At 68.1% G+C, this 13302-nt stretch carries 14 protein-coding genes; 7 read left to right on the forward strand and 7 right to left on the reverse strand.

What is annotated here, in order from left to right; genetic code table 11:
• Window positions 1-108: 108 nt before the first annotated feature.
• The 3 genes from lpxC (at window position 109) to recN (ending at window position 3703) form a co-directional block, all read left to right on the forward strand.
• Window positions 109-1044 carry a UDP-3-O-acyl-N-acetylglucosamine deacetylase gene (gene lpxC / locus FA740_RS13270; RefSeq protein ID WP_136857258.1) on the forward strand — a complete coding sequence of 312 codons (936 nt, stop codon included), beginning with the start codon at window positions 109-111 and terminating at the stop codon, window positions 1042-1044.
• A gap of 135 nt (window positions 1045-1179) precedes the next feature.
• A complete protein-coding gene (locus FA740_RS13275; RefSeq protein ID WP_136857259.1) occupies window positions 1180-2028 on the forward strand; it encodes an outer membrane protein assembly factor BamD in 849 nt (282 codons plus the stop codon).
• A 28-nt stretch (window positions 2029-2056) separates the two neighbouring features.
• Window positions 2057-3703, forward strand: a complete 1647-nt coding sequence (gene recN / locus FA740_RS13280; RefSeq protein ID WP_136857260.1) for a DNA repair protein RecN — start codon at window positions 2057-2059, stop codon at window positions 3701-3703.
• Here recN and FA740_RS13285 read toward each other — a convergent pair.
• The 7 genes from FA740_RS13285 to FA740_RS13315 form a co-directional block, all read right to left on the reverse strand.
• Window positions 3700-4035, reverse strand: coding sequence for a hypothetical protein (locus FA740_RS13285; RefSeq protein ID WP_136857261.1), 336 nt, complete (start codon window positions 4033-4035; stop codon window positions 3700-3702). The two genes, recN and FA740_RS13285, sit on opposite strands and share 4 nt — an antisense overlap.
• A gap of 96 nt (window positions 4036-4131) precedes the next feature.
• Window positions 4132-4413, reverse strand: coding sequence for a hypothetical protein (locus FA740_RS13290; RefSeq protein ID WP_136857262.1), 282 nt, complete (start codon window positions 4411-4413; stop codon window positions 4132-4134).
• A 70-nt stretch (window positions 4414-4483) separates the two neighbouring features.
• Window positions 4484-5353 carry a 3-hydroxyisobutyrate dehydrogenase gene (gene mmsB / locus FA740_RS13295; RefSeq protein WP_136857263.1) on the reverse strand — a complete coding sequence of 290 codons (870 nt, stop codon included), beginning with the start codon at window positions 5351-5353 and terminating at the stop codon, window positions 4484-4486.
• Window positions 5350-6354 (reverse strand): enoyl-CoA hydratase/isomerase family protein, encoded by a 1005-nt coding sequence (locus FA740_RS13300; RefSeq protein ID WP_136857264.1) that lies wholly within the window; start codon window positions 6352-6354, stop codon window positions 5350-5352. Before FA740_RS13300 ends, mmsB begins: the two co-directional genes overlap by 4 nt.
• A 3-nt stretch (window positions 6355-6357) precedes the next feature.
• Window positions 6358-7503, reverse strand: a complete 1146-nt coding sequence (locus tag FA740_RS13305) for an acyl-CoA dehydrogenase family protein (protein ID WP_136857265.1) — start codon at window positions 7501-7503, stop codon at window positions 6358-6360.
• A gap of 75 nt (window positions 7504-7578) precedes the next feature.
• The gene (locus tag FA740_RS13310; RefSeq protein ID WP_136857266.1) at window positions 7579-8709 is read right to left on the reverse strand and encodes a carboxylate-amine ligase; all 1131 of its coding nucleotides are present in this window, start codon (window positions 8707-8709) and stop codon (window positions 7579-7581) included.
• Between the two features lie 103 nt (window positions 8710-8812).
• Entirely contained in the window at window positions 8813-10312 is a 1500-nt protein-coding gene (locus FA740_RS13315) for a CoA-acylating methylmalonate-semialdehyde dehydrogenase (protein ID WP_136857267.1), read from the reverse strand.
• Window positions 10313-10413: 101 nt separating this feature from the next.
• Between FA740_RS13315 and FA740_RS13320 the strand changes: the two genes are divergently transcribed.
• The 4 genes from FA740_RS13320 (at window position 10414) to FA740_RS13335 (ending at window position 13299) form a co-directional block, all read left to right on the forward strand.
• Window positions 10414-11325 (forward strand): LysR family transcriptional regulator, encoded by a 912-nt coding sequence (locus FA740_RS13320; protein WP_136857268.1) that lies wholly within the window; start codon window positions 10414-10416, stop codon window positions 11323-11325.
• A 54-nt stretch (window positions 11326-11379) separates the two neighbouring features.
• The gene (locus tag FA740_RS13325) at window positions 11380-11841 is read left to right on the forward strand and encodes a CBS domain-containing protein (RefSeq protein WP_136857269.1); all 462 of its coding nucleotides are present in this window, start codon (window positions 11380-11382) and stop codon (window positions 11839-11841) included.
• Between the two features lie 90 nt (window positions 11842-11931).
• On the forward strand, window positions 11932-12423 hold the full coding sequence (coaD, locus tag FA740_RS13330) for a pantetheine-phosphate adenylyltransferase (RefSeq protein WP_136857321.1): 492 nt from the start codon (window positions 11932-11934) through the stop codon (window positions 12421-12423).
• Window positions 12424-12501: 78 nt separating this feature from the next.
• The gene (locus FA740_RS13335; RefSeq protein WP_246053629.1) at window positions 12502-13299 is read left to right on the forward strand and encodes a DUF2189 domain-containing protein; all 798 of its coding nucleotides are present in this window, start codon (window positions 12502-12504) and stop codon (window positions 13297-13299) included.
• Window positions 13300-13302 lie beyond the last annotated feature (3 nt).

The following is a 13302-nucleotide window of genomic DNA, read 5'->3' on the forward strand; positions in this document are numbered from 1 at the left end:
TTTCACCCCGTTACAAAACGTTAATTGAACGCATGGCGGGCCGGACCTAGCTGGAATGACACGAGGGGCGATCCGCGCCCCGCAGAACATTCCGAAGGCAGGCACACCATGCAGGCGACGCTGAACGACACGGTGACCTTTCAGGGCGTTGGGCTTCATTCCGGGGCCTCGGCCCGTCTGGACATCCATCCCGCCCCGGCCGGTCACGGCATCGTCTTCCGCCGCACGGACCTGTCTCCGCATGTCGACATCCCGGCGCTGTGGGATCACGTGACCCCGTCGCGCCTGTGCACCCTGCTGGATAACGGTCAGGGCGTCACCCTGTCGACGGTCGAGCATGTGATGGCCGCGCTGGCCGGAACCGGTATCCACAACGCGCTGGTGACGATCGACGGCCCAGAAATTCCCATTCTCGACGGCTCCTCCGCCCCCTTTGTCGCCGGCATCCTGGAGACGGGCATCGCGCGTGAGGCCGCACCGCTGCGCGCCATCCGCGTGCTGCGCCCGGTCGAGGTCCGCGAGGGCGACGCCTTTGCACGCCTGTCGCCCGCTGACCACCTGGAGATCGATTTCGAGATCGACTTTGCGGACGCGGCCATCGGGCATCAGGAAAAGCGTCTGGACATGGCGAACGGCGCCTTTCTGCGGGAACTGGCGGACAGCCGCACCTTCTGCCGGGCGGCGGATGTCGATGCGATGCGCCGCAACGGTCTGGCCCTGGGCGGCACCTATCTGAACGCGGTGGTCGTCGATGGCGGGCGCGTTTTGTCGCCGGGCGGCCTGCGTCACACCGACGAGGCCGTGCGCCACAAGATGCTGGACGCGACCGGCGATCTGGCGCTGGCGGGGGCGCCGCTTCTGGCGCGCTATACCGGGCACCGGGCCGGGCATGCGATGACGAACCGCCTGCTGCGCGCGCTGTTCGCGGATGCCGAGGCCTGGACCTGGGAGCTGTGCTCTCCCGAGCTGGAGGGCCGTCTGCCGGGTGCGGGCGTTGCCGATTATGCACGCCCCCGAATCGCCGCGGTCTTTGCCGCGGAATGATGCCGGGACGTCCCGGACCATGCCGGAATTCAACGGATTGCCATTTTGCGCCCCCTGATGTTCTGTGCTAGAGCATGCCGGCATCGCCGCCCCGTGGCGGGCGGCGCATCGGCAAAATCGTAGGGCAGGATAAAGATGGCGGGCTCGAAAATCTCGGCTTCGGTGATGGCTGCGGCGCTGGCGGGGCTTGTCCTGACCGGCTGCGGCGGCAACCGGGACGCGGCGCAGCGGCAGAACCTGGACCGCTTCACCGCCGAGGAGATCTACAAGCGCGGTGAGTTCGAGTTGGAGAATTCCCGCCGTCCCGCCGATGCCGTCATCTATTTCAGCGAGATCGAGCGGCTGTATCCCTATTCCGAATGGGCCAAGCGCGCGCTGATCATGCAGGCCTATGGCAATCACAAGGCCCAGAACTATGAGGAGGCGCGCGGCGCGGCACAGCGGTTCCTGGACGCCTATCCGGGCGACGAGGATGCCGCCTATGCGCAATATCTGCTGGCGCTGTCCTATTACGACCAGATCGACGATGTGGGCCGTGACCAGGGGCTGACCTTTCAGGCGCTGCAGGGGTTGCGCACGGTGATCGAGCAATATCCCGACAGCGAGTATGCCCGCAGCGCGATCCTGAAATTCGACCTGGCCTTCGATCACCTTGCCGCCAAGGAGATGGAGATCGGCCGCTATTATCTGAAACAGGGGCATTACGCGGCATCCGTGAACCGCTTCCGCGTCGTGGTCGAGGAGTTCCAGACCACCAGCCAGACCCCCGAGGCGCTGCTGCGTCTGGTCGAGGCCTATCTGGCCCTGGGCCTGTTGGACGAGGCGCAGACGGCGGGCGCGATCCTGGGCCATAACTTCCAGTCGTCGCCCTTCTATCAGGACGCCTTCCGGCAGCTGCGCGGGCGCGGTCTCAGCGCGGAATCGCGCGGCGACAGCTGGTTGACCAACGTCTATCGCCAGACGATCCAGGGGCGCTGGCTGTAATGACCACCCGTTGCGCGGGTCTCGGCGCATGCTGAGATCGCTGGACATCCGCGACATGCTGCTGATCGACCGGCTGGACCTGTCCTTCGGCCCCGGCCTGAACGTGCTGACCGGAGAGACCGGGGCGGGCAAGTCGATCCTGCTGGACTGTCTGGGCTTTGTGCTGGGCTGGCGCTCGCGCGCCGATCTGGTCCGGCAGGGCGCGACCCAGGGAGAGGTGCAGGCCGTGTTCGACCTGCCCGCCGCCCATCCGGCCCGCGCCCTGCTGGCCGAGGCGGGCATCACGATCGATGATGATGAGCTGATCCTGCGGCGGGTCAACGCGCTGGACGGGCGCAAGACGGGTTGGGTCAACGACCGCCGCGTGTCGGGAGAGGTGCTGCGCCAGCTGTCCGAGGTTCTGGTCGAGCTGCATGGTCAGCATGACGATCGCGGCTTGCTGAACCCGCGCGGTCACCGGGTGCTGCTGGACGCATTCGGCGCGATGGATCTTGCGCCGGTGCGCGCGGCCTGGGCCGCCCGCCGCGAGGCCGCCCGCGCGCTGGAGGAGGCGGAGGCCGCCCTGGCCGCCGCCCGCGTGGAGGAGGAATTCCTGCGCCATTCGGTGGCCGAACTGGACAAGCTGGCCCCCGAGCCGGGGGAGGAGCAGCGCCTGGACATCGCCCGACGCTCCATGCAGGGGGCCGAGCGGATTCGCGACGACGTGGCCCGCGCCCTGCAGATGCTGGGCGGCGACGGGGCCGAAGGGGCGATGGTCGATGCCGCGCGCTGGCTGGAGGGGGCATCGGATCGCGCCGAAGGTCGCCTGGACGAGCCGCTGGCCGCCCTGTCCCGCGCCCTGATCGAGCTGGGCGAGGCGACCCAAGGGGTCGAGAACACGCTCGCCGCGCTGGAGTTCGACCCGCATGCCCTTGAGGCCACCGAGGAGCGGCTGTTCGCCCTGCGCGCGCTGGCCCGCAAACATGACGTGCTGGCGGATGATCTGGCGGGGCTGGCCGATCAGCTGCGCGGCAGGCTTGAGCGGCTGGACGCGGGCGAGGCGCGGATGGGCGCCCTGCGACAGGCCGCCCGCGATGCCGAGGCCGCCTATGACGCCGCCGCCGCCGCGCTGACCCATGCGCGGACCGAGGCCGCCGGGCGCCTGGATCAGGCGGTCACCGCCGAACTGGTCCCCCTGAAGATGGAGCGGGCGGTGTTCCGCACGGTCGTCTCTCCGGCCGATCCGGGACCTGACGGGCGTGACGTGGTGGCCTTCACGGTCGCGACCAACCCGGGCGCGCCGTCGGGCCCCTTGGACAAGATCGCCTCGGGGGGTGAGCTGTCGCGTTTTCTGCTGGCTTTGAAGGTGTGCCTGGCGCGCGGCAATGATGCTCTGGTCATGATCTTCGACGAAATCGACCGGGGCGTTGGCGGTGCGACCGCCGATGCTGTGGGCCGACGCCTGCAGACGCTGGCCGATGGGGCGCAGGTTCTGGTCATCACCCATTCCCCGCAGGTCGCGGCCTTGGGTGCGGCGCATTTCCGGGTGTCGAAATCGGTGACGGACGGCATGACCACCTCGACCGTGGTGCCCCTGTCCCAGCCCGACCGCGTGGCCGAGATCGCGCGCATGCTGGCCGGAGATCGGGTGACCGACGCCGCGACCGAGGCCGCGCGGTCGCTGCTTGACGGCTAGTCCAGCAGCCGCGGGACGGGGCGCAGGACCGACAGCACTCGCCTGTCAGCCGCGTCGATCCGCACCAGATGACCAGCTATGATGGCGAATTCCTGTCCGTCGGGCGGGCCTGCCAGCCCATAGCGACCCGGCATCGTCACGCGATGAACGCTGTCCGGCGGCACGGTCTGACCGATGGGCGGAACCGCGGCAACGGTGCCCGCACAACCCTGCTGACAGGTCTGCCCGGCATCGGGCAGGCCCTGCGTGGGGATCGTGTTGGGGGCGGTCAGGGCGGCAAGGCTGAGCATTGTCCCTGCCGCCACGGCGGCAAAGGGGTGCAGCGGCGTCATCTTGTCCTCATTGAACGGTCATGGCTCAACCCAGGATGGGGTAGCGGGTTCCGCCCCTGCCAGCATGGCAGCCATGTCGTGATCTGGGGGATGCGCCTATTTCGGCGGAATAGGGCGCAGCACCGACTGGATCTTGCCGCTGGCGGTGTCGATGCGCACCAGATGCCCGGCCACCACGGCATAGCTGCTGCCGGGCAGGTCGGGGCCCAGCCCGTAGATGCCGGGATTGTCGATCAGCCGGGTCTGTGCGGGCGGGGGCACGTCACCCACCACCGGGGGGGCCTGATCCGCGGCCTGCGCCCCAGGCTGCAGGCCGACAAGGAACAACAGGGTCACCGTGACAATCACGCCCGCCGTCAATCCCCATCGTGCCGCCATTGTCGCCCCCATCCGTGACCTCCGATCTTGAACACATCAAAGGTTAATTCACGGTATGCAAGGGGTGCTGTTAGCGCTGGCGCTGCGAAAGTCTTGGCAACATGGCAGAAAAATCACGTCCGCGGCCGTCCTCGCGTTCGACGAAGTCCTCGTAGTGCTGGCGGGCCAGCGCCCCCATCGGCGTGTCGGCACCGACCGATTCGGCCGCCATCTGGGACAGGTTCAGGTCCTTGAGCATCAGCTCGGACGCAAAACCGGGCGCATAGTCGCGATCGGCCGGGCTGACTGGGCCGACCCCCGGCGCGGGGCAATAGGCGTTCATCGACCAGCTATAGCCCGAGCTGGTCGAGACCACGTCGAACATCTTCTGCCGGTCCAGTCCCAGCTTGTCGGCCAGGGCAAAGGCCTCGCAGGTGGCGATCATGGTGACGCCCAGGATCATGTTGTTGCAGATCTTGGCCGCCTGTCCCGCGCCGCTGTCGCCGCAATGGACGGCCTTTTGGCCCATCACCTCGAACAGCGGCTGGACGGTCGCGAAATCGCCCGCATCGCCGCCGACCATGAAGGTCAGCGTCCCGGCCTGCGCGCCCCCGGTGCCGCCCGAAACCGGGGCGTCCAGCGCGCCCAAGCCCGCATCGCGCGCCATCACGGCCACGGCGCGGGCGCTGTCGACATCGACGGTGGAACAGTCGCACAGCACCGCCCCCGCCCGCATCGCCGGGATGATCTGGGCTGCGACCGCCTGCAGGATCTGGCCGTTGGGCAGCATGGTGATGACCACATCGGCCTCGCGCACGGCCTCCGCGGCGCTGGAGGCGGCGGTCACGCCCTGCGGCGTGGGGGCGGCGGTGTCAAAGCCCGCGACCTGATGCCCGGCAGCGGCCAGGTTCGCGGCCATGGGCGCGCCCATATTCCCCAGTCCGATAAAGCCGATCCTCATTCTGCATCCTCCCACAGCAATTCGTCATCCCCAAGCGGCGCCAGCATGGCGCGCAGCTTGTCCTCGGTCGGGTCCTGGCGCCAGACGGGCTGGCGGTCCTTGTCGATGATCTGGGCCCGCACGCCCTCCAGGAAATCGCTGTCCGCGGTGGCACGGGCGGTAAAGCGGAACTCTCGGCTCAGCGATTGCTGCATCCGGGTGTCGGCGCGGGCGGCGCGCACCATCGCAAGGCCCGCGGCCATCGACAGCGGCGCGTTGCGGCGCAGGGGGGCTAGCGCCTCGGTATCGCCCGCGGCCTCCAGCGCCGCGATGATCTCGGGCAGGGTGCGGCCGCCGAACGCGGACAGGTCGCGCCGGTCCAGCGTGGCGGCGGGCGCGGGCTGGCCGCGCAGCATCGCGACATCGCCGTCCTGCTCCAGCGTGGCGATCAGGGCGGGCCAGTCGACTTCGGGGATGAAGAGGTCCGCGAAGCCCGCATGGATCGCGTCGCCCGGACCCATCCGTGCGCCGGTCAGCGCCAGGTATTCGCCGATCCGCCCCGGCGCGCGCGACAACAGCCATGTGCCGCCGACATCGGGGATCAGGCCGATGCCGCTTTCGGGCATGGCGATGCGGGTCGTGTCGCCCACGATGCGATGGCTGGCATGGCCGCCCACCCCCACGCCGCCGCCCATGACAAAGCCCTGCATGAAGGCCACGATGGGTTTCGGGAAATCGGCGATGGCCGCGTTCATGCGGTATTCGTCGCGAAAGAAGTCGCGGCCCAGCTGGTGATCGCCCGCCAGACCCGCGTGATACACCGCCGCGATGTCGCCACCCGCGCAAAAGGCGCGGTCGCCCTGGGCGTCGATGACGACCAGCGCCACGGCGTCATCGCCCTGCCAGTCGTCCAGCGCGCGGTGGATGGCCAGCGCCATGTCATGGGTCAGCGCATTCAGCGCCTGCGGCCGGGCCAGCGTGATGCGGCCCGCGCGCCCGGTGATGCGGATATGCAGGTCCATGCCTCAGCCCCTTTCCGCCAGAAGGGCGCGTCCGATGATCAGGCGCATGATCTCATTCGTGCCCTCCAGGATCTGGTGGACGCGCAGGTCGCGGACGATCTTTTCGATGCCGTAATCGGCCAGATAGCCATAGCCGCCATGCAGCTGCAGACACTGGTTGGCGACCTCGAAGGCGCGGTCGGTGACGTGCAGCTTGGCCATGGCGCAGAATTTGGTGGCGTCGGGCGTGCCCTGGTCCAGCTTCCAGGCGGCCTGGCGCAGGAAGATTCGGCTGGATTGCAGGGCGGTCTCCATCTCGGCCAGGCGGAACTGCAGGGCCTGGAACTGGTCCAGCGATTTGCCGAACGCCTTGCGGTCGCCCATATAGGCCACCGTCTGATCCAACGCGGCCTGCGCCCCGCCCAGGGCGGCTGCGGCGATGTTCAGGCGACCGCCGTCAAGGCCAGCCATCGCATAGCTGAAGCCGCGACCCTCCTCGCCCAGCAGGTTGCCCTGGGGGATGACGCAATCGTCGAACTGGACCTGGGCGGTGGGTTGGGACCGCCAGCCCATCTTGTCCTCAAGGCCGCCGAAGGACAGGCCCGGCGTGCCGTCGGGCACGATCACGGTGCTGATCCCCTTGGGGCCGTCCGCGCCGGTGCGCACCATGGCAATATAGGCGTCGCTGTAGCCGCCGCCGCTGATGAAGGCCTTGGTCCCGTTCAGGCGCCAACCCTGATCGTCGCGGTCCGCGCGGGTGCGCAGGGCGGCCGCGTCGGAACCGGAGCCCGGTTCGGTCAGGCAATAGCTGAAGATCGTCGTCATCGAACACAGGTCGGGCAGCCAGCGGGCGCGGGCCTCGTCGCTGCCGAACTTGTCGATCATGCCGCCGCACATGTTGTGGATCGACAGGAAGGACGCGACCGAAGGGCAGGCCATCGACAGCGCCTCGAAGACCAGCGTGCCGTCCAGGCGCGACAGACCCGTGCCGCCGTGATCCTCGGAGACGAAGATGCCGCCCAGGCCCAGGGCCGCCACATCGGGCCAGAGGTCGCGGGGGATGGTGCCCTGAGCCTCCCATGCGCGGGCATGGGGCGCGATGCGGTCGGCCCCGAAATCGCGGGCCATGTCAAAGATGGCCTGCTGTTCCTCGGTCAGTGCGAAATCCATCGGCAGCCCCTCCCCGGACCGTGGTGAATTGAACAGGTGTTTAATTGGCAGATGTTGCGACAGTGTTGCAAGCGGTCAGAGGTCGCGGGTGAACTCCTGCGTCAGGTGGTGGGTGACGGCTCGCAGGGCCTGGGTCCTGTCGGCACCGGCCTGGCGGGCGCGGGCGTGGACCGCGCGCTGTGCCTCGGAGGCGGTGCCGTGGGTCACCATCTCGCGCAGGCGGGCGACATGCGGCTGACAGTCCAGCGCATCGGCATCCTGCGCGATCAGGCCCAACCAGTCGTCCGCGATCTGCTGGAACGGGATGATCCGGCCAGCGCCAAAGTCGATCATCCCCTCGGTCGTGCCATAGCGGAGCGCGCGCCAGCGGTTCTCGGCCAGAAGGAAGGGCTCGTACTGTCGCCAGCGCTGATTGCTGCGCGACAGGCGCCACAGCATACGCAGGGTGGTCTGGATCAAGGCGGCCAGCGTCAGCGCATCCTCGATCCGCGGGCAGGCGTCGCAGATGCGGGTCTCCAGCGTGGGGTATTTGCTGCTGGGGCGCAGGTCCCACCAGATCTTGCTGCTGTCCTCGATAATGCCCAGGTCGGTCAGGGCCTGGACCGAGCGTTCGAACTCGTCCCAACTGCCCATCTGCGGGGGCAGGCCGGTGCGGGGCATGTCGCCGAAGACCGTGGTGCGATAGGAGGCAAGGCCGGTATCCTCGCCCAGCCAGTAGGGGCTGGAGGCCGACAGGGCCAGCAGATGCGGCAGGAAATAGGCCAGCTGGTTCATCAGGTCGATGCGCAGCGCGGGGTCGGGGATGCCCACATGCACATGCATGCCGCAGATCAGCATGCGCCGCGCCACGCCGCCCATGTCGCGCGACAGCTGGTTATAGCGGTCCTTGTCGGTGTGATCCTGATCGCGCCAATCCGCGAAGGGGTGACAGGAGGCCGAGATGGGGGCCAGCCCGTATTCGGCGGCGCGCCGCGCGACGGTGCCGCGCAGATGGCGCAGGTGATCGCCTGCCGCGCGGATGTCGGCGCTGACCGGGGTGCCGATCTCGACCTGGCAGCGCAGGAATTCGGGGCTGACCTGGTCGCCCAGATCGGCCGTGAGCGCCTGCATCAGTGCCTCGGGGGCTGCGGCCAGCTGCAGGGTGTCGGCATCGACGAGAAGGTATTCCTCTTCGATGCCCAGGGTGAAGTCGGGATCAGTCGTCATGGGTCCGTCCTGGTTGCCACGACGCGCCGGGCTTGCGTCCCGCGAGGTGCCGGGGGGCTGGCTGCCCCCCGGACCCCCCGCCACGTCGCGTGCCGTATCGGCGTCAGTCCATGGCCTTGAAGTTGAACTCTCCGCCTTCCTTGATGCCCGACGGCCAGCGGGCCGTCACGGTCTTGGTCCGCGTATAGAAGCGGAACGCATCCGGGCCGTGCTGGTTCAGGTCGCCAAAGCCCGATTTCTTCCAGCCGCCGAAGGTGTGATAGGCCAGCGGCACCGGGATCGGCACGTTGATGCCGACCATGCCGATATTGATGCGGTTCGCGAAATCGCGCGCCGTGTCGCCATCGCGGGTATAGATCGCGGTGCCGTTGCCGTATTCGTGGTCCATGGCCAGCTTGATCGCGTCCTCGTAGGTCGCGGCGCGGACGGTGGACAGGACCGGGCCGAAGATCTCGGTCTTGTAGATGTCCATGTCAGGGGTCACGCGGTCGAACAGGTGGGGCCCGACGAAGAAGCCGTCCTCGTAGCCCTGCAGGTTGAAGTCGCGGCCGTCCACCACCAGCTCGGCGCCCTGATCGACGCCGGTCTGGATCAGGCGCAGGATGTTCTCCTTGGCGGCCTTGGTCACCACGGGGCCGTAGTCGATGTCGTTTCCGGCGGTCCAGGGGCCGACCTTCAGCTTTTCGATCCGCGGGATCAGCTTTTCGATCAGCGCGTCGGCGGTCTTGTCGCCCACCGGCACCGCGACCGAGATCGCCATGCAGCGTTCGCCCGCAGCGCCGAAACCGGCACCGACCAGCGCATCGGCGGCCTGATCCAGGTCGGCATCGGGCATGATGATCATGTGGTTCTTGGCGCCGCCAAAGCACTGCGCGCGCTTGCCGGTCGCGGCGGCGCGTTCATAGATGTATTGCGCGATCGGGGTCGAGCCGACAAAGCCCACGGCCTGGATGACCTCGCTGTCCAGGATCGCGTCGACCGATTCCTTGTCGCCGTTCACCACCTGCAGCACGCCGTCGGGCAGCCCCGCCTCCTGCAGCAGCTTGGCCAGCATCAGGGGCACCGAGGGATCACGCTCGGACGGTTTCAGGATCATAGCGTTGCCGGCGGACAGGGCAGGGCCCATCTTCCACAGCGGGATCATGGCGGGAAAGTTGAAGGGGGTGATGCCCGCGACCACGCCCAGGGGCTGGCGCATGGAATACATGTCGATGCCGGGACCGGCGCTGTCGGTGAAGTCGCCTTTGAGCAGATGCGGCGCGCCGATGCAGAACTCAATCACCTCCAGCCCGCGCTGGATGTCGCCCTTGGCGTCGGGGAAGGTCTTGCCGTGCTCGGAGGAGAGAACCTCGGCCAGCTTGTCCATGTCGCGGTTGATCAGGCCGACAAAGGCCATCATCACGCGCGCCCGGCGCTGCGGGTTGGTGGCGCCCCATGCGATCTGGGCCTTGGCGGCGCGGGCGATGGCGTCGTCCATCTCGGCCTTGGTGATCAGCGACAGGCGGGCCTGAACCTCGCCCGTGGCGGGATTGTAGACATCGGAAAACCGGCCCGAGGTGCCTTTGACTTCCTTGCCGTCGATCCAGTGATGTATCTCTTTCATCGCATCCTCCTGCAACTGTTGGGCGCAGCCTAGTCTTGCGGATTTGCGGAATAAAGGGGAATGCTGGCAAAAGGGTTTTGCGTTTTTGCAAAGGCAGCGGCATGGACTGGGACGATCTGCGCATCTTTCTGGCCGTCGCGCGGGCCGAGAGCCTGTCGGGCGCGGGGCGCAGGCTGGCGATGGACGCGTCCACCGTGGGCCGCCGCATCGCCCGCCTGGAGGGGGCTGTGGGTGCGGCGCTGTTTCTCAAGACGCCGACGGGCTATCAGCTGACCGCCGAAGGGTCGCGCCTGATGGCCCCGGCCGAGGCGGCCGAGCTGGCCGCCACCGCCGCGACCGAGGCCGTCACCGGCGAGGCGGGCCTGACCGGACAGCTGCGCATCGGCGCGCCGGATGGCTGCGCGAATTATCTGCTGCCGCAGGTGGCGCGCGATCTGTGCGACGCCCATCCGGGGCTGGAGATCCAGATCGTGGCCCTGCCGCGCGTCGTCAACCTGACCCGGCGGGAGGCCGACATGGCCATCACCGTGTCGCCCCCCGATGCGGGGCGGCTGATGGTGCAGCGGTTGACCGACTATCACCTGCATCTGGCCGGGCATGCCGATTATCTGGCGTGCCACCCGCCGCTGCGCACGCTGGCCGATCTGCGCGGGCACCGGATGATCAGCTATATCCCCGACATGATCTTTGACCGCGAGCTGGATTACCTGTCCGCCACCGGGGTCGAGGGGGCGCAGATCAGCAGCAATTCGGTCGCGGTGCAGATGCAGGCGGTGCGGGCGGGGGCGGGGCTGGGGATCGTGCATGATTTCGCGCTGCCCTTTGCGCCGGGGGTCGTGCCGGTGCTGACCGACCGCATCGCGCTGACGCGCAGCTTCTGGCTGGTGCGCCACGCCGATGACCGCGCTTCGCGCCGCCTGACGCTGTTGGCCGAGGCGCTGGCGCAGGGCATCCGCGCCGAGGTCGCCCGCCTGGAGGGGCCGCGACCGTCGGCCCGCGATGGTCGGGCTTGACGCGGGCGGATTTGGCGAAAATGATGAGGCCAAGCAAGCCGGAGGGGGCCCATCATGCTGGTCAAGCAGTTGCTGTCGATGAAATCGGACACCGGCAAGCCGTGGATCGACGCGGGGTCGATCGTGACGATCGCGCCCGACACCACCTTGGCCGAGGCCGCGCGCCTGCTGGCGGACAAGCGGATCGGTGCGGTGGTTGTGTCCACCGATGGGCGGCGCCCCGACGGCATCCTGTCCGAACGTGACATCGTGCGGCAACTGGGCAAGCACGGCCCCGAGGTGCTGTCGCAGCCCATCAGCGGCGTGATGACCACCCAGGTCCAGACCTGCACCACCGGAGAGGACGCGCTGACCATCCTGGAGCGGATGACCCAGGGGCGGTTCCGCCACATGCCGGTCGTGGACGACCAGGGCAACATGCTGGGCGTCATCTCGATCGGGGATGCGGTCAGCGGACGGCTCAAGGAACTGGCGGCCGAAAAAGAGGCTCTGACCGGCATGATCATGGGCAGCTGACGCATCGTCGCAGCCGATCACGATCTTGCAATCACGGGGCAGATGCGCTTTGCCTTGCGGGACGACCCCGACACCAAGGACGCGACACCCATGCGCATCGGCCTCTATCCCGGCACGTTCGACCCGATCACGCTGGGGCATATCGACATCATCCAGCGCGCGATGGCGCTGGTCGACCGGCTGGTGATCGGCGTTGCGATCAACCGCGACAAGGGGCCGCTGTTCGACCTTGAGCGGCGCGTGGCGATGGTGCAGGCCGAATGCGACGCCATCGTCGCCAAGACCGGCGGAGAGATCGTCGTCCACCCGTTCGAGAACCTGCTGATCGATTGCGCCCGCGACGTGGGCGCCAGCATCATCGTGCGCGGCCTGCGTGCGGTGGCCGATTTCGAATACGAGTTCCAGATGGTCGGCATGAACCGCGCCCTGGACAGCAGTATCGAGACCGTCTTCATGATGGCCGATGCCCGCCGCCAGGCCATCGCCTCCAAGCTGGTCAAGGAGATCGCGCGCCTTGGCGGGGACGTGTCGAAATTCGTCACGCCCCCCATCGCCGATGCGCTGCGCGAGCGGTACCGCTAGGCTGCGGTTTTCGTTGCCAACACCCCCGCCGCTGGCCTAGCCTTTCCCTCGGACGCGCATGAGACGAAGGGGAATTTCGTGACGCGATCAGACATGCCCACCGCAGATCCCGTGCCGCTGCCCGCCACGCTGCGCCTGTCCGACCTGGGCACGGCGCTGGCACTGGGCTGGCGCGATTTTCGCCGGGCGCCTGCCTTTGGCCTGCTGTTCTCGGGCTTTTACGTGGCGGGGGGGTGGGTCATCGCCGCGGTGGCGTTGTCGGTGGGGCGCGACTGGTGGCTGATCCCCTTCATCCTGGGGTTTCCGCTGATCGCGCCCTTTGCCGCTGTCGGCCTCTACGAGGTCAGCCGCCGGATCGAGCGGGCCGAGCCCCTGGACTGGCCGCAGGTCATCCGCGTGGTCATCGCGCAAAAGGACCGGCAGGTGCCGTCGATGGCGATGGTGATCCTGCTGATGTTCATGTTCTGGGTGTTCGTCGCGCACACGATCTTTGCGGTGTTCCTGGGGACCGCGTCGCTGACCCATGTGACAAGCTCGGCCCAGATCCTGATGGAGGGGCGGGGGCTGGCGATGCTGGCCGTGGGCACGCTGGTGGGGGCGGGGTTCGCGGCGGCGCTGTTCGCCTTTACCGTCGCGGGCCTGCCGCTGCTCCTGGACCGAGAGGTCGATTTCATCACCGCCATCATCGTCTCGGTCCGGGCGGTGCTGCAGAACCCGGTGGTGCTGGGCCTCTGGGCCGCGCTGATCGCGGGGCTGCTGTTCCTGGCGATCCTGCCCGGGTTTCTGGGGCTGTTCCTGGTGCTGCCGGTGCTGGGCCATGCCAGTTGGCACCTGTACCGGCAGCTGCTGCCCGACAGTCCCGACGGGCTTGCCTAGCGA

This window comes from Paracoccus hibiscisoli, from assembly GCF_005048265.1.
In the GTDB taxonomy this organism is placed as follows: Bacteria; Pseudomonadota; Alphaproteobacteria; order Rhodobacterales; family Rhodobacteraceae; genus Paracoccus; species Paracoccus hibiscisoli.